Below are 26172 nucleotides of genomic sequence, written 5' to 3'. Positions count from 1 at the left end.
CTGTGCGGCCGAGGAGGTCGACCCTACTGGGCGGCCGCCACGATGTTGACGACCTTGCGGCCGCCCTTGCTGCCGAACTCGACAGCGCCCGCCGAGAGGGCGAACAGGGTGTCGTCGCCACCGCGTCCGACGTTCGCGCCGGGGTGGAAGTGGGTGCCGCGCTGGCGGACGATGATCTCGCCCGCGTTCACGACCTGGCCGCCGAAGCGCTTGACGCCGAGACGCTGCGCGTTCGAGTCGCGACCGTTGCGAGTGGAGCTCGCGCCCTTCTTGTGTGCCATTTCTCATCTCCTCGAGACCGGGGGGCCGCAGCCCCGTGCTGTTGCCCTGCAGGGCGATGGCTCGCTCCGCAGGTCAGCTCAATTCCTTTGCAGGACTACTTGATGCCAGTGACCTTGACGCGCGTGAGGTCCTGACGGTGCCCCTGGCGCTTCTTGTAACCGGTCTTGTTCTTGAACTTCTGGATGATGATCTTCGGACCACGGAGGTCCTCGAGCACCTCGGCGGTGACGGTGACGCCCGCGAGGGTCGCCGCGTCCGAGGTGATCGACTCACCGTCGACGAGCAGCACGGCAGGAAGCTGCACGGTGCCGTTCTCGTCGGCCTTGACGCGGTCCATCGTCACGATGGTGCCGACCTCGACCTTCTCCTGCCGACCGCCGGCGCGCACAACTGCGTAAACCACTTCTCGTACCTGTTTCTCGTCTGGACGGAGCGGAGGCCTCGTCCGGGGCTTGTAGGGACGGGGCTGAGCCCCGGTCTTCCGGTTCGTACCCGTCTCCTCACGACACGAGGGAACCGGCACCGCGGCCCGCGCCCCGTGAGGGGCGGAGCGACAACGGAAATCTGCGTGAGCACATGGATCGCGCCACACCAACGGTCAAGAGTACGGGATCCGCGCTCCACGGTCAAACGCACACGACTGCGAAGCCGTGTCCACCCGACCGGCGACCCCGTCACGATAGTCGAGGAGGAGGCGCGTGGACGGACGGCGCGCCGCCTACGATCGGGGAATGGCCATCCTCGTCGACGCCGCGCGCTGGCCGGCGCACGGCCGGCTGTGGGCGCACCTCGTGAGCGACGTCTCGCTCGAGGAGCTCCACGACTTCGCGCGCCGTCTCGGCGTGCCCGAGCGCGGCTTCGACCTGGACCACTACGACGTGCCCGAGGAGCGGATCGACGAGCTCGTCGCCGCGGGCGCGGTCCCCGTCGGCGCGCGGGAGCTGGTCGAGCGGCTGAGGCGGAGCGGGCTCCGCGTCCGCGGGCGCGACCGGGACGCCGAGAGGGCCCGGCGCCGGCTCTCGCCGGGCACCGGGCCCTCCTGACACCGGGTCGCGCTACTGGTCGGCGCGGCGCGGGGTCTGCTCGGGGATGACCGCGACTCCGGTGAGCGCGGCCGTCGTGACGCGCCGGCTCTTCGCACGGCCCTGGCCGGGCTGCTTCGGGGCCGGCAGAGCGTCGAGCACGGAGTCGAGCAGGTGCTCGGCGACCTCGCTGCGGACGCGGCGCGGAGGCGTGACCGGCGCGATCGGGATGTCGAGGATCGGCGCGGCAGCGGCCGGCTCGATCTCCTTCTCGACCGGGGTCTCGACGGGAGCCGACTCGACGGCCGCCGTCTCGGCGACCTCCTGGCGCGGCTCGCGGTCGCGGCTGCGACGACGGCGCTCGCCCCGGGCGGGACGCTCGCCGCGACGGCTCGGCTCGGACGGCTGCTCCTCGGGTGCCGTGGCGGACTCCTCCGGCGCCATGGCCTCGACGGTCTCGGCGGCGTCCTCGACCAGCGCGGCCGCCTCCTCCGCCGCCTGGCGCACGGCCTGGGGGTGGATGGTGCTGGCGGCGATCTGCGCGAGCGCGTTCTTCGCGTCGTCCGTGATGGCGTGGGTGCTGACCGGCTTGGTCGCCGGCGCGCCCTGCCCGTTCTGCCCGCCGTTCGAGCGCCCGGAGGCGGCGGGCTGCTGCTCGCCGCCCTTGCCCCGGCGGCGCTGCTCCTGCTGCGGAGCGGCGGTCGACCGGTGCTTGAGCACGGGGTCGTGGTGGACGATGACGCCGCGTCCGGCGCAGATCTCGCAGTTCTCGCTGAAGGTCTCGAGCAGGCCCAGGCCCAGCTTCTTGCGGGTCATCTGCACGAGGCCGAGCGAGGTGACCTCGGCGACCTGGTGCTTCGTCCGGTCGCGGCTCAGGCACTCGACCAGGCGGCGGAGCACGAGGTCGCGGTTGGACTCGAGCACCATGTCGATGAAGTCGACGACGATGATGCCGCCGATGTCGCGCAGGCGCAGCTGGCGGACGATCTCCTCGGCCGCCTCCAGGTTGTTCTTCGTGACCGTCTCCTCGAGGTTCCCGCCCGAGCCGACGAACTTGCCGGTGTTGACGTCGACCACCGTCATCGCCTCGGTGCGGTCGATCACGAGCGAGCCGCCGCTGGGCAGCCACACCTTGCGCTCCAGCGCCTTCTCGATCTGCTCCGTGATGCGGAACTCGTCGAACGCGTCCTTCTCACCCGTGTAGACCTCGACGCGCTCGAGCAGATCGGGTGCGACCTGGCTGAGGTAGAGCTCGATGGTCTCGCGGGCGTCGTCGCCGGCGATGACCATCTTCTCGAAGTCCTCGTTGAAGACGTCGCGGACGATCTTGATCAGCAGGTCCGGCTCGCTGTGCAGGAGAGCGGGAGCCTGCCCGGTCGCGGCCTTCGCGCTGAGAGCCGTCCACTGCGCGGTCAGGCGCTCGACGTCGACGGTCAGCTGCTCCTCCGTGGCGCCCTCGGCCGCGGTCCGGACGATGACGCCCACGTTCTCGGGCAGCACCTCCTTGAGGATCTTCTTCAGGCGGGCGCGCTCGGTGTCCGGGAGCTTCCGCGAGATGCCGTTCATCGAGCCGTTGGGCACGTAGACGAGGTAGCGGCCGGGGAGCGAGATCTGGCTCGTGAGACGGGCGCCCTTGTGGCCGACGGGGTCCTTCGTGACCTGGACGAGGACCCGGTCGCCGGGCTTGAGCGCGAGCTCGATCCGGCGGGGGCCGCCGGCGTTGTTCGCGGCGTCCCAGTCGACCTCGCCGGAGTAGAGCACGGCGTTGCGCCCGCGTCCGATGTCGACGAAGGCGGCCTCCATGCTCGGGAGGACGTTCTGCACGCGGCCGAGGTAGACGTTGCCGATGAGCGACGCCTCCTGCGAGCGGGCGACGTAGTGCTCGGCGAGGACGCCGTCCTCGAGCACGCCGATGCGGATGCTGTCCTCCTTCGAGCGGACGACCATGACGCGGTCGACGGCCTCCCGGCGGGCGAGGAACTCGGACTCGGTGACGACCGTGCGGCGCCGGCCGGCGTCGCGGCCGTCGCGGCGGCGCTGCTTCTTGGCCTCGAGGCGGGTCGAGCCCTTGATGCGCTGCGGCTCGGTGATGAGCTCGGGCTCGCGGGCCTCGCGCTGCTCGCGCGGCTGGCGGACCCGGACGACGGTGTTCTCGGGGTCGTCGGAGCCGGACCTCTCGCTCTCGCCGCTGCGGCGGCGCGAGCGGCGGCGGACGGAGCCCTGCTCCTCGGCCGGGCTCTCGCGCTCCTCCTGGACGCCCAGCGGCGCACCGCGGGGAGGCAGCGGAGCCAGCTCGACGTAATCGGGCAGGACCGGCGCCTGGAACAGCAGCGACGGGCTCGGCAGTGCGGGCCGTCGCGGCTCCTCCTGCTCGGCGCCCGGGGTCTGCGGGAGGGCGTTGAAGAACACCGCGCCCGTCGACGTCGACGGCTCGGCCGCCTCCGCGGCGCTCCCGGTCTCGGGCAGCTCGGTGCCCTCGGCTCCGGTCTGGTCGGTCTCGTTGCTGTCGATGATCGTCTCCCCTGTCGCTGGCGCGCTCGACTCGGTCCGCCGGGTCGCCCGGCGGCCACCGAAGAGGCGGCTGATCTTCCTGGCCCCGCTGCGGGGCTCGTCGCGGTCCGGATCGGATCCGCTCGTACTGTTGTCTTCCACCATTCCTGGTGCACTCCTCGGCCGGGTCGTCCGCCGCGTCGTCTTCCCGGATGCTTCTCTCGTGCGAGGGGCCTCGGCCCGCCGCGAATCCTTCCGCTCCCCCGGTCCCGTCGCGCTCGTGGCGCGGGACTCCGGTTGCAGCTGCACTCTCGGAACTGACTATCCGACACGCGCTCCTCCGCGGTGCGACCTGCGGTCGACTCCCGGCGGAGCGGAGATCCGGCGCGTCCATTCGCGGAACGCTGTCGATCTCCTGTGGCCCGGTACTCGCCCGGTAAACCTTCTTCGCGTCGATGCGGGGTCCCCCGGACCGACGGCTCCGATTATCGCACGCATTCCCAGAGGCGCCGATCCGGCGCGTGCCATAATCCCCCGGTGTCCAGCGATCCCGGGGTGCGCGACGCCCCCACCCAGCAGCGCCCCGTCGTCTTCGCCGTCCTGCTGATCGTCCTCGGCGTGATCGGCTGGACCGCCGCCTTCGCCCTCACGAACGACAAGTTCGCCGCTCTCGAGAACCCCGATGCGGGCCTCGGCTGCGACTTCAGCCTGCTGGTGCAGTGCAGTGCGAACCTGAACTCGGCGCAGGGCGCGGTCTTCGGCTTCCCGAACCCTCTCATCGGCCTGGCGGCCTGGATCGCGCCGATCGTGGTGGGGCTGGGCCTGCTCGCGGGCGCCCGGTTCGACCGGTGGTTCTGGGCGGCCTTCAACGTCGGCTTCCTGCTGGCCCTGGTGTTCGTGGGCTGGCTCATCGCGACGAGCGTCTTCGCGCTCGGAACCCTCTGCCCCTGGTGCATGCTCACCTGGGCCGTCGTCATCCCGGGCTTCTGGCTGGTGACACTCCGCAACCTCCGTGAGGGCGTGTTCCCCGTCCCCGCCGGGGTGCGCCGCTTCGCCGGTGCCGCCTACGGCTGGGTCCCGTTCATCACGCTGCTCTGCTACCTGCTGATCGCGGTGGTCGCGCAGGTGAGGCTGAACGTGCTCGCCTACCTCTGACGGACGTCGTCAGAGGCAGGCGGCCGAGCGGCTCAGGCGAACCAGAGGCCGAGCTCGCGCGCGGCCGACTCCTCGGAGTCGGACCCGTGCACGAGGTTCTGCTGGACCTTGAGGCCCCAGTCGCGGCCGAGGTCGCCGCGGATGGTGCCGGGAGCGGCCGTGGTCGGGTCGGTGGTGCCGGCGAGGGCGCGGAAGCCCTCGATCACACGGTCGCCCGCGATGCGCAGGGCGACGATCGGGCCGCTCTCCATGAACTCGACGAGCGGCTCGTAGAAGGGCTTGCCCTCGTGCTCGGCGTAGTGGGCGGCGAGCAGCTCGCGGTCGGCCTCGACGAGCTTCACGTCGACGAGGGAGTAGCCCTTCGCCTCGATGCGGCGGAGGATCTCGCCGGTGAGGTTGCGGGCGACGCCGTCGGGCTTGACGAGGACGAGGGTCTCCTGAGTGGCCATGGTTCAGCGGTCTCCTTCGGTGGGGTCGGTGGGCTCCGCCGCCCGGCGCGTCTGAGCGTCGAGGCGGGTGCCGGTCACCATGCAGTACGTCCACAGCGCCACGAAGGCGGCGCCGATCACGTACATGATCGGGACCAGCAGGCCCGAGGCCACGATAACGAACTGCAGCACCCAGCCGATGCGGAAGCCGACCGGCCGGTTCAGCAGGCCCAGAGTGGCGACGAGCGCGAGGCAGACCACCGCTCCCCCGACCAGCACGATCACGGGATCGGCCGCCTTCAGCCCGAAGGCCACCAGGGTGGCGAGGAAGACGATGACCGCCTCGAAGCCGAGCACGATCGAGCCGAGGCTCTCCCGGACGGTCCGCGAGCGCCGCGGGCGCCCGGCCCTCACGCGCCCAGCCAGTTCTCGTCGCGGGCCGCGGTGATCGTGCGGCCGACGAGGGTGATCGAGCCCGTGACCAGCAGGGCGCCCTTGTCGGTGCGCGCCGCGAGGACGCGACCGGCCGTGAGAGCACCCAGCGGGTCGTCGGCGACGCGGACCGCCTCCTCCGGGAACACGGTGCGGGCGAGCGCGGCGAGCTCCTCGGCGGGCATCGCCCGATCGCTCGGCGCCGTGGTCACGATCAGCTCGTCCACCACGGGGCGGAGCTCCCGGAGGATCCCCTCGGCGTCCTTCTCGGCCAGCACGCCGAGGACGGCCGTCACGCGGTCGAAGTCGAAGTAGCGGCCGAGAGCGGCGGCGAGGGACGCGGCACCGTGCGGGTTGTGCGCCGCGTCGACGACGGTGCGCGGAGCGAGTCCGACGAGCTGCAGGCGGCCCGGGGAGGTCGCGGCGGCGAAGCCCTCGTCGAGGACGTCGCCGGTGAGCTCCTGCGTCCCGCCTCCCAGGAAGGTCTCGACCGCGGCGACGGCCACGGCGGCGTTCTCGGCCTGGTGGTCGCCGAAGAACGGCAGCAGCAGCTGCTCGTACGTGGTGACGAGTCCCCGGACGGTGACGACCTGGCCGCCGACGGCGACGGTCGTCGACTCGACGTCGAACTCCGCCCCCTCGACGACGATCGTCGACTCGGTGGCCTCGGCCGCGTGCCGCAGCACCGCCTCCGCCTCCGGGACCTGCCTCGCGGAGACCACCGAGGCGAGCGGCTTGACGATGCCCGACTTGGTTCGCGCGATCTCCTCGATCGTCGAGCCGAGGCGGTCGGTGTGGTCGAGGGCGATCGGCGTGAAGACGGCGACCTGCGCGTCGGCGACGTTCGTCGAGTCCCACTCGCCGCCCATCCCCACCTCGACGACGGCCACATCGACCGGCGCGTCGGCGAAGGCCGCGTAGGCCAGGACGGTGATCGCCTCGAAGAAGGACAGCGGCGCCTCGCCCTGCTCGGCCAGCTCGGCGTCGGTCATCCGCAGGTACGGCTCGACGTCCTGCCAGTTGTCGGCGAGGCTCCGGTCCGAGATCGGCTCTCCGTCGATGATGATGCGCTCGTTGAAGCGCTCGAGGTGCGGACTGGTGAACAGGCCCACCCGCAGCCCGTGGGCGCGCAGCAGGCTCTCGATCATCCGGCTGGTCGAGGTCTTGCCGTTGGTCCCGGCGATCTGGATCACCGGGTAGGCGCGCTGCGGGTCGCCGAGGATCTCGACGGCGCGCCGGGTCGGAGCGAGGCGCGGGCGGACGCTCGCCTCGCCCAGGCGCTCCAGCAGCGCGGCGTAGACGGCGTCGGCGGCCGCGCGGTCGGCGTCGTCCGGCTCGAACGGATCAGACATCGGCGGCCTCGACCTTCTCGACGCGGATGATGGCGGTGCCCGCGGGGCCGAAGGCGATCGCGCCCTCGCCGCCCTCGAGAGCCGTGGTGAGCGGAGTGAACGCGCATCCGGTCGCGAGGGTCTCCTCCGCGATCCAGAGCGCGTGCGGCTCGAGCGCCTGCAGGCTCGGCTCGTCGAGCACGACCTCCAGGACGATCCGGTCGCTGACCTCGAACCCGGCCGCCTTGCGGGCGTCCTGCACCGCGCGGATGAGGTCGCGGGCGAGCCCCTCCGCTTCGAGCTCGGGGGTGGTCGCCGTGTCGAGGAGCACGAAGCCCCCGCGCGGGAGCAGGGCGATGGCGCGGTCGTCGCCGGCCGAGCCGCCGACCTCGAGCGTGAGCTCGTACTCGCCCTCGACCAGCTCGACGCCGCCGGCGGTGACGACACCGTCCGTCTCGCTCCAGTCGCCGGCCTTGGCGGCCCTGATCACGGTCTGCACGCCCTTGCCGAGCCGGGGCCCGGCGGCGCGCGCGTTGACCGCGAGACGGGAGGTGACGCCGTAGTCGGCGGCGCTGGAGTCGACCAGCGGCACCAGCGACACCTCCTTCACGTTCAGCTCGTCGCGGAGGATCGCCTCGAACGGCGCGAGCACGGCGGCGTCCGCGACCACCACGGTCAGGCGCGCGAGCGGCAGGCGGACGCGGAGCCCGGCCTGCTTGCGGAGGGAGAGCGCGGTGGACGAGATGCCGCGGACCGCGTCCATCGCGTGCACGAGCGCCGGGTCGGCGGGGAACTCGTCCGCCTCCGGCCAGTCGGTGAGGTGGACGCTGCGGCCGCCGGTCAGGCCCTGCCAGATCTGCTCCGTGACGAGAGGCAGGAGCGGGGCGGCGACGCGGCACACGGTCTCGAGGACCGTGTAGAGCGTGTCGAACGCCTCCGATCCGCGGCCGTCCTCGTCGACGCCCTGCCAGAAGCGGTCGCGGGAGCGGCGCACGTACCAGTTCGTGAGCACGTCGCTGAAGTCGCGGAGCGCGGCGGCCGCGAGCGTGGAGTCCAGCGCCTCGAGCCGGCCGGTCACGGTCTCGACCAGATCGCGGGTCTTGGCCAGCAGGTAGCGGTCGAGGACGTCCTCGGAGCCGGTGCGCCTGGTCGCCTCGTAGCCGCCGCCCGCCGAGGCGTTCGCGTAGAGGGAGAAGAAGTACCAGGTGCTCCACAGCGGCAGCAGTACCTGGCGGACGCCCTCGCGGATGCCCTCCTCCGTCACGACGAGGTTGCCGCCCCGGAGGACCGGGCTCGACATCAGGAACCAGCGCATGGCGTCGGAGCCGTCGCGGTCGAAGACCTCGGCCACGTCCGGGTAGTTGCGCAGCGACTTGGACATCTTCTGCCCGTCGTTGCCCAGCACGATGCCGTGGCTGACCACGTTGCGGAACGCCGGGCGGTCGAAGAGCGCGGTGGAGAGCACGTGCAGCGTGTAGAACCAGCCGCGCGTCTGCCCGATGTACTCGACGATGAAGTCCGCCGGGTTGTGGGTGTCGAACCAGTCCGCGTTCTCGAACGGGTAGTGCACCTGGGCGAAGGGCATCGATCCGGAGTCGAACCAGACGTCGAGGACGTCGCTGATCCGGCGCATCGTCGAGCGCCCGGTCGGGTCGTCGGGGTTCGGGCGGGTCAGCTCGTCGATGAACGGCCGGTGCAGGTCGTCCGGGCGCACGCCGAAGTCGCGCTCCAGCTCGTCCAGCGAGCCGTAGACGTCGATCCGCGGGTACTCCGGGTCGTCGCTCTTCCACACCGGGATCGGCGAGCCGAAGTAGCGGTTGCGGCTGATGGACCAGTCGCGCGCGCCCGAGAGCCACTTGCCGAACTGGCCGTCCTTGACGTTCTCGGGGACCCAGGTGATCTCCTGGTTGAGCTCCTCCATGCGGTCGCGGATCGCGGTGACGCGGACGAACCAGCTCGAGACCGCCTTGTAGATCAGCGGATTGCGGCAGCGCCAGCAGTGCGGGTACGAGTGCTCGTAGCTCGCCTGGCGGAGCAGCCGGTGGTCCGCGCGCAGGAGCTGCGTGAGGGGCTTGTTCGCGTCGAAGACCTGGAGGCCGGCGACCTCGCTGATCTGCGGCAGGAAGCGGCCGCCGTCGTCGACCGAGATGATGACGGGGATGCCCGCCGCCTCGCAGACCTTCTGGTCGTCCTCGCCGTAGGCGGGCGCCTGGTGCACGATGCCGGTGCCCTCGCTGGTGGTCACGTAGTCGGCGACGAGGATGCGCCACGCGTTCTGCGTGCCCCAGGCCTCGGTGTCCGCGTAGTGGTCCCAGAGGCGGTCGTAGCTGATCCCCTCGAGCTCGGAGCCGCGGTGGGTGCGCGAGACGGCGGCCAGGGCCGACTCCGCGTCCGGATAGCCGAGGTCCTTCGCGTAGGCGCCGACCTGGTCTATGGCGAGCAGGTACTCGGCCGAGAGCTCGCGCTCCTCGGGCTCGCCCCTGCCGTCGGCCGCGCCGTTCGGGCCGGCGGGGACGACCGCGTACTCGATGTCGGGCCCGACGGCGAGCGCGAGGTTCGTCGGCAGCGTCCACGGCGTCGTCGTCCACGCGAGAGCGCGGACCGCCGTCAGCTGGAGCGCCTCCGCCGTCTCGCCGACCAGCGGGAAGGTGACGGTGACCGTCTGGTCCTGGCGCATCTTGTAGACGTCGTCGTCCATCCGCAGCTCGTGGTTCGAGAGCGGCGTCTGGTCGCGCCAGCAGTACGGCAGCACGCGGTGGCCCTCGTAGGCGAGGCCCTTGTCGTAGAGCTGCTTGAACGCCCAGATCACCGACTCCATGAAGGTGGGGTCGAGCGTCTTGTAGTCGTCGTCGAAGTCGACCCAGCGCGCCTGGCGGGTGACGTAGTCCTGCCACTCCCCGGTGTAGCGCAGCACCGACTCCTTCGCGGCGGCGTTGAAGGCCGCGACGCCCATCTCCTCGATCTGGGACTTGTCGGTGATGCCGAGCTGCCGCTCCGCCTCGAGCTCGGCGGGCAGGCCGTGGGTGTCCCAGCCGAAGCGGCGGTGCACCTGCCGTCCGCGCATGGTCTCGAAGCGGGGGAAGACGTCCTTGGCGTAGCCGGTGAGGAGGTGCCCGTAGTGCGGCAGGCCGTTGGCGAAGGGCGGGCCGTCGTAGAAGACCCACTCCGGCGCTCCCTCGCGCTGCCGGATCGACTCCTGGAAGGTGTCGTCCGCCTTCCAGTACGCGAGCACGCGCTCCTCGATCTCGGGGAAGCGCGGCGACGGGGACACGCCCCGGCCGAACGCGGAGCCCTCGGCGGGCTCGGCTCCGTGCGGGGTGGGCGGGGTCAGGGGGTAGGTCACGTGCGGTCTCCTGGCAGTGCTGCTGGTCTGCACGAGGACGGCCCGCCCGGATCTCAGACCCCGGGCCGGGTCGCGGTACCACCTCGCTTGGACCGGTCGGCCGGTCGCTCCCGGAGGAGTGCCCGCTGACGCGTTCCCACTCGATCGGCTGTCACGGGCCGCACCCGTCCGGGTCTACTGGGCGCAGGCCGGAGCCGGCGCCGTTCTTCCGGAGACTCACCGGTGATGGCCGGGTCGAAGTCGTCCGGCGCTATCCTAGCGCGTCGGGGGAAGCGGAGCAGGAGCGGTTCATGGTGCGAGGAGTGCAGCGCGGACGGCCCCGCGCGTCGTCGCGCTCCATGCTCGAGGACGCCGCACTGGACCTCTTCGTCGAGCAGAGCTACGCGGGCACGACGATCGAGCAGATCGCCCAGCGGGCGGGGGTCTCGCGCAACACCTTCTTCAACTACTTCGAGTCCAAGAGCGACGTCTTCTGGGTGCTGGTCGACGACCGGCTGGCCGAGCTCCCGGAAGCGCTGGCCGAGACGGCGGCAGAGGCGCCGGTGATGGACGCGCTCGGCGACGCGCTGCTCGCGATCGGCTCCGGCTTCGGACCCGCGACGGTGCCGTGGGTGCTCACCCAGTCCGAGATGATCGGCAGCGTCCACGAGCTGCAGGCGTCGGCCCTCGGCCGCCTCGCCCGGCAGGCGGCCGTCATCGCCCGCTTCGTGGAGGAGCGGAGCGCGCGCCCGCTGCCCTCGCACCTCTCGCGCGCCATCGCCTACGCGAGCGTCGGAGCCGCGGTGGCGGCCGTGCAGGCGTGGGCCGCGGCGGGCCCCACCCGCGGCGAGCTCGTGCCCTATCTCGACGAGGCGCTCGCGCCCGTCCGCGCCGGCTTCACCCCCGTCGTCGACTGACCCGGCTCCCGCCGCTCCGGTAGAATCGTCGCGGCCGGCGGGCGACTCGCCCCGGAGCCCCCATCCAGGCACCATCACCACCGACACGGTGCCGCCCATAGCGAACCGGAGCATCATGACCCTCGCCGACCGCCTCCCCGCGAAGCCCGCCCTCGAGGGCCTGGAGGGCACGTGGGGCCTCCGCTGGCAGACCGACGGGACCTACCGGTTCGACCGCACCGGCCTCACCCGCGCCGACGTCTACTCGATCGACACCCCGCCGCCCACCGCGTCCGGGTCGCTGCACATCGGGCACGTCTTCTCCTACACGCACACCGACGTCGTCGCGCGGTTCCAGCGGATGCGCGGCAAGAGCGTCTTCTACCCGATGGGCTGGGACGACAACGGCCTGCCCACCGAGCGCCGCGTGCAGAACTACTACGGTGTGCGCTGCGACCCGACGCTCCCCTACGAGCCCGGCTTCACGCCTCCGTTCGAGGGCGGCGACAACAAGAGCAGCAAGGCCGCCGACCAGAAGCCGATCTCGCGCCGCAACTTCGTCGAGCTGTGCGAGCGCCTCACCGTCGAGGACGAGAAGCAGTTCGAGGACGTCTGGCGGGCCCTCGGCCTGTCCGTCGACTGGTCGCAGAGCTACCGGACCATCGGCGACGAGTCGCAGGCCGCCTCGCAGCGCGCCTTCCTCCGCAACCTCGCCCGAGGCGAGGCCTACCAGGCGCAGGCCCCGACGCTCTGGGACATCACCTTCCGGACCGCCGTCGCCCAGGCGGAGCTCGAGGACAAGGACCAGCCCGGCGCCTACCACCGCCTCGGCTTCCACCGCGAGGGCGGCGAGGACGTCTTCATCGAGACGACCCGTCCCGAGCTGCTGCCCGCCTGCGTCGCCCTCGTCGCGCACCCCGACGACGAGCGCTACCAGGCGCTGTTCGGCACCACCGTCCGCACGCCGCTCTTCGACGTCGAGGTCCCGGTGCTCGCGCACCACCTCGCGCAGAAGGACAAGGGCTCGGGCATCGCGATGATCTGCACCTTCGGCGACATCACGGACGTGGTCTGGTGGCGCGAGCTCGACCTGCCCAACCGTGCGATCATCGGCTTCGACGGCCGCCTGATCTCGGAGGCTCCCGCCGCGATCACGAGCGACGCGGGCCGCGCCGCCTATGAGCAGCTCGCCGGCAAGACCGTCTTCTCCGCGAAGCAGGCCGTCGTGGCGCTGCTGAAGGAGTCCGGCGAGATGGTCGGCGACCCGCGCCCCATCACGCACCAGGTCAAGTTCTTCGAGAAGGGCGACAAGCCGCTCGAGATCGTGTCGACCCGCCAGTGGTACATCGGCAACGGCGCTCGCGACGCGGTGCTCAAGGAGCGCCTGCTGGAGCTCGGCCGCGACGTGCGCTTCGTACCGGAGTTCATGCGCGTCCGCTACGAGAACTGGGTGAACGGCCTCTCCGGCGACTGGCTGATCTCGCGCCAGCGCTTCTTCGGCGTGCCGATCCCGGTGTGGTACCCGCTCGACGGCGACGGCAACCCCGTCTTCGACTCCCCGATCGTGCCGGACGAGGCGGCGCTGCCGGTGGATCCCTCCAGCGACCCGGCCCCCGGATACTCGGAGGACCAGCGCGGAGCGGCGGGCGGCTTCCAGGGCGAGCTCGACGTGATGGACACCTGGGCGACCTCCTCGCTGACCCCGCAGCTCGCGGGCGGCTGGGAGCGCGACGACGAGCTCTGGCAGCTGGTCGCTCCCTACGACCTGCGCCCGCAGGGCCAGGACATCATCCGCACCTGGCTCTTCTCTACCCTCCTGCGCTCGCAGCTCGAGGACGGCCGCGCCCCGTGGAGCACGGCGACCGTCTCCGGCTTCATCGTCGACCCCGACCGCAAGAAGATGTCGAAGTCGAAGGGCAACGTGGTCACTCCCGCCGCGATGCTCGAGCAGCACGGCTCGGACGCGGTCCGCTACTGGGCCGCCTCCTCGCGCCTGGGCACCGACGCGGCCTTCGACCCGCAGAACCCGACGCAGATCAAGATCGGCCGCCGACTGGCGATCAAGATCCTCAACGCGGCGAAGTTCATCCACGGCTTCCCTCTCGCCGAGGGCGCCGAGGTCACCGACCCGCTCGACCTCAGCATGCTGGCCACCCTCGACACCGTGGTCGCCGACGCGACGACGGCGCTCGAGAACTACGACCACGCCCGCGCCCTCGAGACGACGGAGGCGTTCTTCTGGACGTTCTGCGACGACTACCTGGAGCTGGTGAAGGAGCGCGCGTACAGCGAGGACGGCGCGTCCGCCGCGGCCGCCCTGCACCGGGCGCTCGACGTCCTCCAGCGCCTGTTCGCGCCGTTCCTGCCGTTCGCGACGGAGGAGACCTGGTCGTGGTCGCACGACGACTCGGTGCACCTGCGCCCCTGGCCGACCGTCGAGGGCCTGGGCGGCGACCCCGCCGTCCTGGCCGCGGCGAGCTCGGTCCTCACGGCCATCCGGCGCGCGAAGACCGATGCGAAGGCCTCGCAGAAGACGCCGGCCCGCTCCGCCCTGGTGACGGCGCCCGCCGAGCTCGTCGCGTCCCTCCGGCTCGCCGCGGGAGACCTCGCGGCCGTCGGCAGGATCGCGGCGCTCGACTTCGCCGAGGGCGACGCCCTCGCAGTCGGCATCGAGCTCGAGACCGAGGCGTAGCGCCGCTCCCGGGAGGCGGGAACCGTCCCGCCTCCCTCCCCACCGTCGAGAGGACCCCTCCCATGCAGCTCGGAACCCGCTGGTCGGTCGGCCAAGTGCCGCCGCAGACCCTCCCCGAGATCGTCGTCACCGCCATCGGCGACGTCGAGGGCGAGCTCGCCGCGGCCGGCACGGCGACCGCCGACTGGCGCTGGACGCTCACCTGGCTCGAGGGCAGGCCCGTCCTCGAACTCGACGACGGCACGACGATCACCTACCGCCCCGACGAGGACGCTGCCTACATCACTCAGCCGCAGGGCCGCGTGGAGGGCGAGGACGACGACGACTGGGGCTGACGCCCCTTCGCGGCGCGGTCGCCAATCCCGGTGAGCGCGCGCGTCCTGCGATCCTGAGTCGGAGCCCTTTCCCCCGCTCGCGCTCTAGGCTCGCAGGATGAGCGCACCCGATCCCGTCGCCGTCCTGCTCGAGCCGAGCGGACTCCCCCACGGGCTCCCCGACTTCGCCGCCGTCGACCCCGAGGCCTACCGCCCGGCGTTCCTCGAGGCCCTCCGCCGGCACCGCGCCGAGATCGACGCGATCGCCGGCGCCTCCGAGCCGCCGACCGTCGAGAACACCCTCGTCGCCCTTGAGCGGGCGGGCCGCGAGCTGCGCCGGGTGAGCGCCGTCTTCTTCACCGTCGCCGCCTCCGACCGCACTCCGCTCACCGACGCTCTGGAGGCCGAGCTCGCTCCGCTGCTCTCGGCCCACAGCGATGCGATCAGCCTCGACCCGCGCCTGTTCGCCCGGCTCCGCGCTCTCGCCGAGCAGTCGACGGAGCTCGACCTCGACGCCGAGACGGCCTACCTCCTCGAGCGGAGGATCACCGGGTTCGAGCGCTCCGGTGCGCTCCTCGACGACGTGGGGAAGGCACGGCTCGGCGAGCTGAACGAGCAGCTCTCGACCCTGACCACGCGTTTCGAGAAGGACCTGCTCGCCGAGTCGAACGACCGGGCGGTCCTCCTCGAGGACGTCGCCGGCCTCGACGGGCTCGACGAGTCCGACGTCTCCGCCGCCGCGCGCGCCGCCGCCGACCGCGGCGTCGACGGCTGGCTGATCACCCTGCCCCTCTACTCCGGCCACCCCTGGCTCGCGCGTCTGCGCGACCGCGGCGTCCGCGAGCGCGTCCTGCGCGCCTCTGTCGGCCGCGGTGCGGAAGGCGGGCCGCACGACACCACCGCGACCCTGCAGCAGATCGTCGCGCTGCGGGCCGAGCGCGCAGCTCTGCTGGGCGCGGCCTCGCATGCCGAGTTCGTGATCTCGGGCCAGACCGCGGGCTCGCCGGAGCGCGTCCTGTCGCTGCTGCGCGAGCTCGCCGCTCCCGCCGCCCGGAACGCGAGGATCGAGCTCGAGCGGATGCAGGCCTCCGCCGACGCCGAGCAGGACGCCGCCGGAGCGCCGCGCTTCACGATCGAGGCGTGGGATCGCGCCTACTACGAGGAGCGCGTGCGGTCGGAGAGCTACTCCGTCGACTCCAGCGCACTGCGTCCCTTCTTCGAGCTGGAGCGGGTGCTCCGGCACGGCGTGTTCGCCGCCGCCACCGGTCTCTACGGCGTCCGCTTCTCGGAGCGGAGCGACCTGGCCGGCTACAGCGAGCACGTCCGCGTGTTCGAGGTGCACGAGGAGGACGGGACGCCGCTGGGCCTGTTCCTGCTCGATCCCTTCACCCGCGACTCGAAGCGCGGCGGGGCGTGGATGAACTCCCTCTCCAGCCGCACGTCGCTGCTCGGTGACTCCGCCGTCGTCGTGAACAACCTGAACCTGTCGGCTCCGGGCCCGGGCGAGCCCGCCCTTCTCAGCCTCGACGAGGTGGAGACGCTGTTCCACGAGTTCGGGCACGCCCTGCACGGCCTGTTCGCGAGCACGCGGTACCCGCGCTTCGCCGGTACCGCGGTGTTCCGGGACTTCGTCGAGTTCCCGAGCCAGGTGAACGAGACGTGGGTGCGCCGCCCCGGGCTCCTCGCCGAGTACGCCCGCCACGTCGAGACCGGCGAGGCCCTGCCCGCGGGGACCGTCGAGCGCCTCGAGGCGTCCGCGCTGTGGGGCGAGGGCTTCGCGACGAGCGAGTACCTGGCGTCCGCCCTGCTCGACCTCGCCTGGCACTCCCTGCCGGCCCCGGTCGAGCCGCGCGACGCGGCCGCCTTCGAGCGCGAGGTGCTCGACGGCGCGGGCCTCCTCCTCCCCGCCGTGCCGCCCCGCTACCGCAGCACGTACTTCGCGCACGTCTTCTCCGGCGGCTACTCCGCGGGCTACTACTCCTACGTCTGGAGCGAGATCCTCGACGCGGACACCGTCGAGTGGTTCGAGGAGAACGGCGGCCTCGACCGCTCGGCGGGCGAGCGCTTCCGCCGCGGGGTGCTCGAGCTCGGCGGCTCCCGCGATCCGCTCGACGCGTACCGCGCGTTCCGCGGGCGGGAGGCGCGGACCGAGCCGCTGCTCGCGCGCCGCGGCCTCCTCTAGCGGCGCCGGGGGACGAGCCAGGCGAGGAGGACGAGTCCCACGACCAGGCCCCAGAACGCCGATCCGATCCCCGCGATGGTCGTGCCGGAGGCGGTGACCAGGAGCGTCGCCGCCGCCGGCAGCCGCAGCCGCGCGTCCTCCACAGCGGCCTGCACCGCCGACACGAACACCCCCAGCAGCGCCAGACCGGCGACCGCCTCGATCAGCAGCGGGCTCGCGGAGGACACCAGCGCGGCGGCCGCTCCGGCGAACACGCCCAGCACGAGGTAGGAGGCGCCCGCCGAGACCGAGGCGACCCAGCGCTGCTCCGGCCGCGGCGAGGCCTCGGGACCCGCGGTCAGCGCGGCGCTGAGCGCGGCGTAGTTGATCGGCACTCCGCCGAAGACCGCCGAGACCCCGGAGAGAGCGCCGGTCGAGACGATCCCGGGACGCGAGTGGGCCGCGAAGCCGAAGCTCGTCAGCACCGCGATGCCCGGGATGTTCTGCCCGGCCATGGTGACCACGTAGAGCGGCAGGCCGATCCCGACCATCGCTCCCATCTCGAACACCGGAGCGACGAACTGCGGCACGGGGAGCAGCGGCGCACCGGCGAGTGCCGCGCCGTCCGTCACGATCAGCAGCACGATCGCCAGGGCGATCGCGGCCGGCACCGCCCAGCGGGGCAGGAGCCGCAGGAGCAGCAGCCAGAGCAGGATCACCGGCAGCGCGAGCGCGGGGATCTCGACCGCCGCGCGCACCGGCGCCAGGACAAGCGGGAACAGGATGCCCGCGAGCATGGCGTTCGCGAGCGGCCGCGGGATGCGCGCGACGAGCCTCCCGAGCGCCGGCCACAGCCCGGTGACCACCAGCAGAGCGGAGGCGACCAGGAACGCCCCGACCGCGCGGTCGAAGCCGCCGGGGAGCGTCGCGGTCGCGGCCAGCAGGGCGGCGCCCGGCGTGCTCCAGGCGAAGGTCATCGGCACGCGGTAGCGGATGCTCAGCACGATGCAGAGGACCCCCTGCAGCACGCAGACGGCGAGGAGGCCCGACGCGGCCTGCACGTCGGTGGCGCCCACCGCGACCACCCCGGCGAGCACGATCGCGAACGAGCTCGAGAAGCCGGTCAGGGCGGCGACGATCCCGGCGAGCAGCGGCTGGACGATGGCGGAGCCTCCCGGAGGATCGACCGGCACCGAGGCGACCGGACGCGCCGTCGGCGCGCTCCGCCAGGTTAGGGAAGCGGGAGCGCCTCGCCCGACGATCCGCCGGGCCAATCGCGGTGAACTGGCAGAGCGGGGCGGGGAGCGACTAGGCGCTCTTCTCCTGGCGACGGGGAGCGTGGGGCACGATCGTCGGGGCCGCGTTGTCGAGCACCGCGGCGCGGGTGACGACGACGCGCGCCACCTCGTCCGAGGAGGGCACCTCGAACATGATCGGGCCGAGCACCTCCTCGAGGATGGCGCGCAGTCCGCGAGCTCCGGTCTGGCGGAGGACCGCCAGGTCCGCGATGGCCTCGAGAGCGCCCCGGTCGAACTCGAGCTCGACGCCGTCGATCTCGAACATCCGCTGGTACTGCTTCACGAGCGCGTTGCGCGGCTCGGTGAGGATCTGCATGAGCGCGTCCTGGTCGAGCTGCGTGACCGTCGTGACGACGGGGAGGCGCCCGATGAACTCGGGGATCAGCCCGAACTTGTGCAGGTCCTCCGGGAGGACCTCGCTGAAGATGTTGATCTCGTCTTCCTTGTTGTGCAGCGGGGCGCCGAAGCCGATGCCGCGCTTGCCCGCCCGCGACGAGATGATGTCCTCGAGTCCGGCGAAGGCGCCGGCGACGATGAAGAGGACGTTCGTCGTGTCGATCTGGATGAACTCCTGGTGCGGGTGCTTCCGCCCGCCCTGCGGAGGCACGGAGGCGACGGTGCCCTCGAGGATCTTGAGCAGCGCCTGCTGCACTCCCTCGCCCGAGACGTCGCGCGTGATCGAGGGGTTCTCGGCCTTCCGCGCGATCTTGTCGACCTCGTCGATGTAGATGATGCCGGTCTCGGCACGCTTGACGTCGTAGTCGGCGGCCTGGATGAGCTTGAGGAGGATGTTCTCGACGTCCTCGCCGACGTAGCCCGCCTCGGTGAGGGCCGTGGCGTCCGCGACGGCGAAGGGCACGTTGAGGCGCTTCGCGAGGGTCTGGGCGAGGTAGGTCTTCCCGCAGCCCGTGGGGCCGATGAGCAGGATGTTGCTCTTGGCGATCTCGACCTCGTCGTGGATCGCGTCGGCGGCGGTGATGGTGTTGCGGGCCCGCACGCGCTTGTAGTGGTTGTACACGGCGACGGCGAGGGCCTTCTTGGCCTGCTCCTGCCCGATCACGTACTCCTCGAGGAAGCCGAAGATCTCCTTCGGCTTCGGGAGGTCGAACTCGTGGCTCGTCTCCTCGCTCGACTCGGAGAGGCGCTCCTCGATGATCTCGTTGCAGAGCTCGACGCACTCGTCGCAGATGTAGACGCCCGGTCCCGCGATGAGCTGCTGGACCTGCTTCTGGCTCTTGCCGCAGAAGGAGCACTTCAGCAGGTCGGCGCTTTCGCCAATACGTGCCACGGGGATGCCCCACTTCCTTGTCGTGCGTCTGTCGTGCGTCGGTCGGTCGTGCAACGGAGCCCGGAGCTCCGGCCGGTGCGAGCGGGACGAGCCCCCTGACACTGCTCCGAGCCTAGCCGCTGAGCCGCGAGGGCTCGGCAGGCGGGCCGGATTCGCCGTGCCTTGCGCCTCGTGTGGCGCTTTGCTACGGCGACGGAGGACGCAGGAGGGGCCGGGCGGCGGATCGCTCCGCCACCCGGCCCCTCCTGGACGCCCTACGCCGTGAGAGCCGGGAGGCTCTTGCGGCTGGTGAGCACCTGGTCGATCAGCCCGTACTCGAGCGCGTCGCTCGCGCCGAGGATCTTGTCGCGGTCGATGTCCTTCTTGACCTGCTCGATCGAGCGGTTCGAGTGGTGCGACAGCGTCTCCTCGAGCCACTCGCGCATGCGCATGATCTCGGCGGCCTGGATCTCGATGTCCGAGGCCTGGCCCCCGCCCTGCTGCACGGCGGGCTGGTGGATGAGGATGCGCGCGTTCGGCAGCGCGAGGCGCTTGCCCGGCGTTCCCGCGGCGGTGAGCACGGCGGCGGCCGAGGCGGCCTGGCCGAGCACGACCGTCTGGATGTGCGGGCGGATGTACTGCATCGTGTCGTAGATCGCCGTCATCGCGGTGAAGGATCCACCGGGCGAGTTGATGTACATGACGATGTCGCGGTCCGGGTCCTGGCTCTCGAGCACGAGGAGCTGGGCCATGATGTCGTCCGCGGAGGCGTCGTCGACCTGGACGCCGAGGAAGATGATGCGGTCCTCGAAGAGCTTGGCGTACGGGTCCTGGCGCTTGTAGCCGTAGGCCGTGCGCTCCTCGAACGTGGGGAGGATGTAGCGCGAGGACGGTGCGGCTCCGGAGCCGAACGCCGTTCCGCCGAAGGTGGGTGTGGTCATTGTCTGTTCCTGATCTCTCGGCGCGTTCGCTGGACTACTCGTCGATGGCGGTTCCGCCACCGCCGGCCACGTCGGTCGCCGACGAGCGGATGTGGTCGACGAAGCCGTAGGCGAGGGCCTCCTCGGCGCTGAACCAGCGGTCGCGGTCGCCGTCCTCGTTGACCTGCTCGACGGTCTTGCCGGTCGCCTTGGCGGTGATCTCGGCGAGGCGCTTCTTCATGTCGAGGATGAGCTGCGCCTGGGTCTGGATGTCGGAGGCCGTGCCGCCGAAGCCGCCGTGCGGCTGGTGGAGGAGCACCCGCGCGTTCGGGGTGATGTAGCGCTTGCCCTGGGTTCCGGCGGTGAGGAGCAGCTGGCCCATGGAGGCCGCCATCCCGATGCCCACGGTCACGATGTCGTTCGGGACGAACTGCATCGTGTCGTAGATCGCCATGCCCGCGGTGATGGAGCCGCCGGGCGAGTTGATGTAGAGGTAGATGTCCCGCTCGGAGTCCTCGGCTGCCAGGAGCAGGAGCTTCGCGGCGATCTCGTTCGCGTTCTCGTCGCGCACCTCGGAACCGAGCCAGATGATCCGGTCCTTGAGCAGGCGGTCGAAAACACTGTTGGGCATAACCATGTCGGCCATGTATTGCTCCGTTTCAGTTGTCGCTTCGGAGGCGAATCTATCGGACGCCGCCAGGCCGATCCGGCCGTGTTCGCCCGGGGCGGAGCGGGAGTCACCCGTGTTCGCCCGGGGCGGACCGGAGCCCCGCAACGAGAGGAGCCGCCCTCCGACGGATCGGGGGGCGGCTCCTGACGTGCTCGCGGGGACTACTCCGCGGCCGGGGTCTCCTCGGCGGGAGCGGCGGCCTTCTTCTTGGCCGGCGCGCGCTTCTTCTTGGGGGCCGGGGCGGGCTCCTCCTCGGCGGCGGGCTCCTCGGCGACGGGCTCGGCGGGGACCTCGGCGTCGGCGGCGGCCTGAGCCTCCTCCGCGACCTCGGTCTCGTCCGAGGCGACGGCCTCGTCGTCACCGGGGACCGCGGTGAACGCGGTCAGGTCGACGGCGTTGCCCTCGGTGTCGGTGACCTTCGCCTTGCCGAGGACGATCGCGAGCGCCTTGTTGCGGGCGACCTCGCCGACCATCTGGCCGATCTGGTTGTTCTCGGACAGGATCTTGATGAACTCGTTCGGCTCCATGCCGTACTGCGCCGCACCCTGGATGAGGTACTGCGTGAGCTCGTCCTGGCTGACCTGGACCTTCTCCTGCTCGACGACGTGGTCGAGGAGGATCTGCGTCTTGAAGGTCTTCTCGCTGGCCTCCTTGACCTCGGCGCGGTGCTCGTCGTCCTCGAGGCGGTTCTCGCCCTCGAGGTGGCGGTGCACCTCGTCCTCGACGAGACCGGCGGGTACGGGGACCTCGACGAGGGCGAGCAGCGCCTCGACGAGCTTCTCGCGGGCCTCGCCGCCCTGGCCGAAGGTCTTCTGCTGAGCGGCCTGCTCCTTGAGCGACTCGCGCAGCTCGGCGATGGTGTCGAACTCGCTGGCGATCTGCGCGAAGTCGTCGTCGGCCTCGGGGAGCTCGCGCTCCTTGACGGCGGTGAGCGCGACGGCGATCTCGGCCTGCTCGCCGGCGTGGTCGCCGCCGAGCAGCGGAGCGGTGAACGTGGTGCTCTCGCCCGCGGTGAGCGAGTCGAGCGCCTCGTCGATGCCCTCGATCAGCTCGCCCGAGCCGAGCTCGTACGAGATGGCGTTGGCGGTGTCGACCTCGACGCCGTCGATGGAGGCGACCAGGTCGATCTGCGCGAAGTCGCCGGTCTTCGCCGGGCGGTCCACGGTGACCAGGGTGCCGAAGCGGCTGCGGAGCTTGTCCAGCTCGGCGTCGACGTCGGCGTCGGTGACCTCGGCCGCCTCGACGGTGAGCTCGATGCCGTCGTAGTCCGGGACGGTGATCTCGGGGCGCACGTCGACCTCGATGGCGAGCTCGAGGTCGCCGGTGAAGTCCTTGTCGCTCGGCCAGGCGACGATGTCGGCCTGCGGGCGGCCCAGGGGGCGGACCTCGGTCTCGCGGACGGCCGCGCGGTAGAAGCCGTCGAGGCCCTCGTTGACCGCGTGCTCGAGCACCGCGGCCTTGCCGACGCGCTGGTCGACGATGGCGGGCGGGACCTTGCCCTTGCGAAAGCCGGGGACGTTGATCTGCTCGGCGATGTGGCCGTAGGCGTGCGTGATGCTGGGGCCGAGCTCGTCCGGGGTGACCGAAATCGCGAGCTTCACGCGGGTCGGGCTCAGCTGTTCTACCGTGGTCTTCACGTGAGGGGATCTCCTGTGCTGGTTGGTGTCGGCGCCGGATGACGGTCGTCACGGGTCGATGTCGTCACGATGAGTACTCGTGGTCGGGGCGACAGGATTCGAACCTGCGACCTCCCGCTCCCAAAGCGGGCGCTCTAGCCAAGCTGAGCTACGCCCCGGATGCGCGGGCCTGGGCACCGTGCGTGAGACTCTCGTCGAGCCGTCCCCGCACGTGCGCTTGCGCGACACGCCGAAATGGCCTTCGCAAGTGTACTGCACCGCGGCAGCGGCGACCGGAACCGCGCGGCGGAGGACGACCGGGGTGTCCACGGTGCTCGCGCGATGTACTACGCTGTCCTGGTGCCTGGTTGAGAGATCCGGACGCACCGGTTCGCGGTCGTCAGACCGCCGATCCGGGGCTGTAGCTTAGTGGTAAAGCCTCTGTCTTCCAAACAGATGATGCGAGTTCGATTCTCGTCAGCCCCTCTCCTCTCGAAGAGCCCCGGACGTCCGGGGCTCTTCGTCGTTCCGAGGCGTTCCGGGCGTGCTCAGCCGACCGCGCCGCGGTGCTCCTCCGTCAGGGCGAGGTACGAGGCGGCGTTCCGGCGGATGCCCTCGCGCTCCTCCTCCGTCAGCTCCCGCCGGACCCTCCCGGGGACGCCCGCCACGAGCGAGCCCGGCGGGACGACCGTCCCCTCGAGGACGACGGCGCCCGCGGCGATCAGCGAGCCGGTGCCGATGACGGCCCCGTTCAGGACGGTCGCGCTCATGCCGACCAGCACGTCGTCCTCGAGGGTGCAGCCGTGCAGCACGGCGTTGTGCCCGACCGAGACTCCGGCGCCGATGACCGCGTCGTAGTCGGCGTCGACGTGGACGACGACGCCGTCCTGGAGGTTGCTGCCGGCGCCGAGCTCGATCCGCGCGTGCTCGGCGCGCAGGACGGCGCCGTACCAGACGCTCGCCCGCTCCCCCAGGCGCACGGAGCCGATCACGGTGGCGCCCGGAGCGACCCACGCGGTGTCGGCGATCTCCGGGGCGCGTCCCCCGGTCAGGGCGAGGACGCGGGCGCCCTCCGCAGGACTCGACGGCATCGGGTTCTCCTCTTCTCCGGTGGTCAGCGCCCGGCGCGCAGGAAGGCGAGGACCGCCAGCACCCGCCGGTGGTCGGAGCCCGAGTCCTCGAGCCCGAGCTTCTGGAAGATCGCGGTCACGTTCTTCTCCACGGCGCCCACGCCGACGAAGAGAGCGGAGGCGATGCCCGCGTTCGTGCGCCCCTGGGCCATCTGCTCCAGCACCTCCCGCTCCCGCGGGGTCAGCGAGGCGAGCGGGTCGCGGTTGCGCTGCAGGAGCGAGGCGACGACCTGCGGGTCGAGGACGGTTCCGCCCGCTGCGACGCGCTCGACGGCGTCGCGCAGCTCCTCCACGGAGGCGACCCGGTCCTTCAGGAGGTAGCCGAGTCCGCCGTCGCCGGAGCCGAGCAGCTCCTGCGCGTAGGTGACCTCGACGTACTGGCTGAGCAGCAGGACCGACACCTGCGGGTAGCGCCGGCGGATCTCCAGCGCCCCGCGGACGCCCTCGTCGCGGAAGGTCGGCGGCATCCGGACGTCGAGCACGGCGACGTCGACGCCGGCCGGGTCCCGCGCCAGATCGGCGAGCAGGGCGTCCGCGTCCCCGAAGGCGCCGACGGAGGCGAACCCCGCGTCCTCGAAGAGGCGGACCAGGCCCTCGCGCAGGAGGACCGAGTCCTCGGCGATGGCGACTCGGATCACGGGCACGCCCTCAGGATAGGACGGCCGGGAGGTAGGGGACGTGCACCCCGACCGTGGTCGGCCCGCCGACCGGCGACTCCACGCTCAGGATCCCGCGCAGGCCCCGGACGCGCCCGCCCACCCCCTCGAGACCGTGACCGGCGACCGGCGACGCCCCGCCGACTCCGTCGTCGACCACCCAGGCGTCGAGCCAGCGCTCCCCCGGAGTGCCGGAGTCGCGGGTGTCGAGATGCACCCGCACCGATCGGGCACCGGAGTGCTTGGAGACGTTGGCGAGCAGCTCGGCGACGACGAAGTAGACGCTGCGCTCGACCTCGGGCGGCACGTCCGCCACGGGGTGCTCGGTGAGGACCTCGACCGGCACCGGGCTGAGCTCGGCGAGCGAGTGCACCGCCGCCTCGAAGCCCCGGTCCTGCAGGATCGGCGGCGCCACTCCGCGGGAGAGGGCGCGCAGCTCGTCGAGCGCGGCGCGCACGTGCTCGCGAGCCTCGTCGACCAGGCGGGCGGCGGACTCCGGGTCGGCGGCGAGTCGGTTGCGGGCCGAGGCCAGGTCCATCTGCACCCGGATCAGGCGCTGCTGCGGGCCGTCGTGGATGTCGCGCTCGAGCCGGCGCAGCGCGCGGTCCTCGGCGGCGACGGCTGCGCCGCGGGAGGCGCTCAGCTCGGCGACCTCTCGCTGGAGCACCTCCGACTCCCACGGGCCGAGCAGGAGACGGTCGACCAGCCAGTGCAGGAGGGAGAGGCCGCGGGTGGCGAACGGCAGGGTCGAGACGAAGAGGACGGTCGTGGCGACCGTCGCCGCGGCGACCAGTCCCGCCGGAGGCTGCGGGGCGCCCAGCAGAGCGGCCCCGCTCTCGGCCAGCAGGCGGGCCGGACCGGGGGCCCCCGTGAGCGCGGCGGCCACCGTGCCCGGGCCCGCCCAGGTCCACAGCGCGAGGAGCAGTCCGGACAGCAGCGCGAGCACCGGAGCCACGACGAGCGTGTGCAGGAGAGCGAGCCAGTAGTGCCCGTCGATCACCGGACCGTAGAGGGCGAAGGTCGAGGGAGTGACGGCGGAGGGCGGTCGCCGCCACTGCGGCCGGGGGACGGCGGGCCGTCCGGCCAGCACGTCGAGGCCGACGGCGGCCCGCGAGAAGAAGCGCGCCGTGTAGAGGGCGGCGGGCAGGAACACCAGGCCGATCAGGACTCCGACGAGCCCGAGCGCGACGGCCAGCGCGACGCCGGCGCAGAAGGCACCGAGGAGGGCGACCGGGATCGCGGCCACCAGCGCGAGCACCTCCCGGGGCAGTCCGCGCCAGAGCCGGAGGTAGGCGCGCGAGGCCTCGCCGAGGGCCGTCGATGCTCCGCTCATCCGCGCCTCCTGTCCGCTCCCGCCGCCGCCGCGACCCGGTCGAGCGTACCGGCGGCACGGCTCCGGGCACCCGGGGGGAAGCCCCCGTGACGCCCCTCCGCGACCGAGGTGAGCCTGTCCTTCACCGGACTGAGCCGAGCCTGCGCTTCCTTGCGGCGCCGAGGGATCTGCGTACTGTTGACGATCAGTCACCCCCTCTCGAAAGGACCAGACGATGTCCACCACGTCCGTCACGTCGCTCACCTCGTCGAACCCGGATGTCGCATCCGGAGTCGCCCAGTTCCTCAGCCCCGTCGTCGTCGAGATGACCGCGCTCGCCGTCAACGGCAAGCAGGCGCACTGGCACGTCCGCGGCGCCAACTTCATCGGCGTCCACGAGCTGCTCGACGCGATCGTCGGCCGCGCCATCGAGTGGGCCGACATCGCCGCGGAGCGCGTCGTCGCCCTCGGCCTCCCGGTCGACGCCCGCATCCAGACCGTCGCCTCGGCGACGCGGTCCGAACCCCTCACCCCCGGCTTCCAGCGCTCCGAGAACGCGATCGTCGAGATCATCCGCCAGATGGACGTCGCCATCGCGACCGTCAACACGGCGATCGCCGAGCTCGCCGAGATCGACGCGAGCAGCCAGGACGTCGCGATCGAGATCGGCCGCGGCCTCGAGAAGGACCGCTGGTTCCTCTTCGCCCACGTCAGCGAGAGCTGAGCACCACGCCTCGACCGGCCTGCGGATCCTCGGATCCCGCGGGCCGTCGTCGTT

The 26172-nt window shown here is 71.8% G+C and carries 22 protein-coding genes and 2 tRNA genes; 8 read left to right on the top strand and 16 right to left on the bottom strand.

The window, feature by feature from the left end; all coding sequences use genetic code 11:
* Nucleotides 1-23: 23 nt before the first annotated feature.
* Complete coding sequence (gene rpmA / locus C5C25_RS10575) at nt 24-281, bottom strand: 50S ribosomal protein L27 (RefSeq protein ID WP_068209107.1); 258 nt, start codon at nt 279-281, stop codon at nt 24-26.
* Between the two features lie 95 nt (nt 282-376).
* Nucleotides 377-685 (bottom strand): 50S ribosomal protein L21, encoded by a 309-nt coding sequence (rplU, locus tag C5C25_RS10570; RefSeq protein ID WP_104223682.1) that lies wholly within the window; start codon nt 683-685, stop codon nt 377-379.
* 328 nt (nt 686-1013) lie between these two features.
* Between rplU and C5C25_RS10565 the strand changes: the two genes are divergently transcribed.
* Complete coding sequence (locus C5C25_RS10565) at nt 1014-1325, top strand: DUF4031 domain-containing protein (protein ID WP_104226718.1); 312 nt, start codon at nt 1014-1016, stop codon at nt 1323-1325.
* 12 nt (nt 1326-1337) lie between these two features.
* On the opposite strand, the gene C5C25_RS10560 is transcribed toward C5C25_RS10565, so the two are convergent.
* On the bottom strand, nt 1338-3959 hold the full coding sequence (locus C5C25_RS10560) for an Rne/Rng family ribonuclease (RefSeq protein WP_104250569.1): 2622 nt from the start codon (nt 3957-3959) through the stop codon (nt 1338-1340).
* 372 nt (nt 3960-4331) lie between these two features.
* On the opposite strand from C5C25_RS10560, the gene C5C25_RS10555 reads away from it, so the two are divergent.
* Nucleotides 4332-4949, top strand: a complete 618-nt coding sequence (locus tag C5C25_RS10555; protein ID WP_258066381.1) for a vitamin K epoxide reductase family protein — start codon at nt 4332-4334, stop codon at nt 4947-4949.
* 32 nt (nt 4950-4981) lie between these two features.
* On the opposite strand, the gene ndk is transcribed toward C5C25_RS10555, so the two are convergent.
* The 4 genes from ndk to ileS are packed head-to-tail and all read right to left on the bottom strand — an operon-like array spanning nt 4982 to nt 10483.
* Complete coding sequence (gene ndk / locus C5C25_RS10550) at nt 4982-5398, bottom strand: nucleoside-diphosphate kinase (RefSeq protein ID WP_104223686.1); 417 nt, start codon at nt 5396-5398, stop codon at nt 4982-4984.
* 3 nt (nt 5399-5401) lie between these two features.
* On the bottom strand, nt 5402-5791 hold the full coding sequence (locus tag C5C25_RS10545) for a DUF4233 domain-containing protein (protein WP_258060376.1): 390 nt from the start codon (nt 5789-5791) through the stop codon (nt 5402-5404).
* The gene (locus C5C25_RS10540; RefSeq protein WP_104250567.1) at nt 5788-7161 is read right to left on the bottom strand and encodes a folylpolyglutamate synthase/dihydrofolate synthase family protein; all 1374 of its coding nucleotides are present in this window, start codon (nt 7159-7161) and stop codon (nt 5788-5790) included. Before C5C25_RS10540 ends, C5C25_RS10545 begins: the two co-directional genes overlap by 4 nt.
* Nucleotides 7154-10483, bottom strand: coding sequence for an isoleucine--tRNA ligase (ileS, locus tag C5C25_RS10535; protein WP_374955572.1), 3330 nt, complete (start codon nt 10481-10483; stop codon nt 7154-7156). Before ileS ends, C5C25_RS10540 begins: the two co-directional genes overlap by 8 nt.
* Before the next feature lie 290 nt (nt 10484-10773).
* Between ileS and C5C25_RS10530 the strand changes: the two genes are divergently transcribed.
* From C5C25_RS10530 to C5C25_RS10515, 4 genes are all read left to right on the top strand, one after another.
* On the top strand, nt 10774-11379 hold the full coding sequence (locus C5C25_RS10530) for a TetR/AcrR family transcriptional regulator (protein ID WP_104223688.1): 606 nt from the start codon (nt 10774-10776) through the stop codon (nt 11377-11379).
* 115 nt (nt 11380-11494) lie between these two features.
* A complete protein-coding gene (valS, locus tag C5C25_RS10525; protein ID WP_104250566.1) occupies nt 11495-14050 on the top strand; it encodes a valine--tRNA ligase in 2556 nt (851 codons plus the stop codon).
* A gap of 62 nt (nt 14051-14112) precedes the next feature.
* Nucleotides 14113-14385, top strand: coding sequence for a hypothetical protein (locus tag C5C25_RS10520; protein WP_104250565.1), 273 nt, complete (start codon nt 14113-14115; stop codon nt 14383-14385).
* A gap of 97 nt (nt 14386-14482) precedes the next feature.
* A complete protein-coding gene (locus C5C25_RS10515; RefSeq protein WP_104250564.1) occupies nt 14483-16546 on the top strand; it encodes a M3 family metallopeptidase in 2064 nt (687 codons plus the stop codon).
* Here C5C25_RS10515 and C5C25_RS10510 read toward each other — a convergent pair.
* The 6 genes from C5C25_RS10510 to C5C25_RS10485 form a co-directional block, all read right to left on the bottom strand.
* Nucleotides 16543-17718, bottom strand: a complete 1176-nt coding sequence (locus C5C25_RS10510) for a benzoate/H(+) symporter BenE family transporter (RefSeq protein WP_104250563.1) — start codon at nt 17716-17718, stop codon at nt 16543-16545. The genes C5C25_RS10515 and C5C25_RS10510 overlap by 4 nt on opposite strands.
* 115 nt (nt 17719-17833) lie before the next feature.
* Entirely contained in the window at nt 17834-19111 is a 1278-nt protein-coding gene (clpX, locus tag C5C25_RS10505; protein WP_104247278.1) for an ATP-dependent Clp protease ATP-binding subunit ClpX, read from the bottom strand.
* A gap of 254 nt (nt 19112-19365) precedes the next feature.
* Nucleotides 19366-20031: an ATP-dependent Clp protease proteolytic subunit gene (locus C5C25_RS10500; RefSeq protein ID WP_068253282.1), complete on the bottom strand. Its 666-nt coding sequence runs from the start codon at nt 20029-20031 to the stop codon at nt 19366-19368.
* Between the two features lie 34 nt (nt 20032-20065).
* Nucleotides 20066-20656 (bottom strand): ATP-dependent Clp protease proteolytic subunit, encoded by a 591-nt coding sequence (locus tag C5C25_RS10495; protein WP_097165884.1) that lies wholly within the window; start codon nt 20654-20656, stop codon nt 20066-20068.
* Nucleotides 20657-20841: 185 nt separating this feature from the next.
* Nucleotides 20842-22317 carry a trigger factor gene (gene tig / locus C5C25_RS10490; RefSeq protein ID WP_104250562.1) on the bottom strand — a complete coding sequence of 492 codons (1476 nt, stop codon included), beginning with the start codon at nt 22315-22317 and terminating at the stop codon, nt 20842-20844.
* Nucleotides 22318-22397: 80 nt separating this feature from the next.
* Nucleotides 22398-22475, bottom strand: a tRNA-Pro gene (locus C5C25_RS10485).
* A gap of 236 nt (nt 22476-22711) precedes the next feature.
* On the opposite strand from C5C25_RS10485, the gene C5C25_RS10480 reads away from it, so the two are divergent.
* Nucleotides 22712-22782, top strand: a tRNA-Gly gene (locus tag C5C25_RS10480).
* Between the two features lie 62 nt (nt 22783-22844).
* Here C5C25_RS10480 and C5C25_RS10475 read toward each other — a convergent pair.
* The 3 genes from C5C25_RS10475 to C5C25_RS10465 are packed head-to-tail and all read right to left on the bottom strand — an operon-like array spanning nt 22845 to nt 25415.
* The gene (locus C5C25_RS10475; protein WP_104226728.1) at nt 22845-23387 is read right to left on the bottom strand and encodes a gamma carbonic anhydrase family protein; all 543 of its coding nucleotides are present in this window, start codon (nt 23385-23387) and stop codon (nt 22845-22847) included.
* A 23-nt stretch (nt 23388-23410) separates the two neighbouring features.
* Nucleotides 23411-24070 carry a response regulator transcription factor gene (locus tag C5C25_RS10470; protein ID WP_104223696.1) on the bottom strand — a complete coding sequence of 220 codons (660 nt, stop codon included), beginning with the start codon at nt 24068-24070 and terminating at the stop codon, nt 23411-23413.
* Between the two features lie 4 nt (nt 24071-24074).
* The gene (locus tag C5C25_RS10465; RefSeq protein ID WP_181133685.1) at nt 24075-25415 is read right to left on the bottom strand and encodes a histidine kinase; all 1341 of its coding nucleotides are present in this window, start codon (nt 25413-25415) and stop codon (nt 24075-24077) included.
* Between the two features lie 214 nt (nt 25416-25629).
* Between C5C25_RS10465 and C5C25_RS10460 the strand changes: the two genes are divergently transcribed.
* Complete coding sequence (locus C5C25_RS10460) at nt 25630-26118, top strand: Dps family protein (RefSeq protein ID WP_104250561.1); 489 nt, start codon at nt 25630-25632, stop codon at nt 26116-26118.
* The last annotated feature ends 54 nt before the right edge of the window (nt 26119-26172 follow it).

The sequence above is a fragment of the Rathayibacter sp. AY2B9 genome (assembly GCF_002931595.1).
In the GTDB taxonomy this organism is placed as follows: domain Bacteria; phylum Actinomycetota; class Actinomycetes; order Actinomycetales; family Microbacteriaceae; genus Rathayibacter.
Note: the sequence above shows the minus strand (reverse complement) of the source record. Positions and strands in the feature narration are given on the sequence as shown.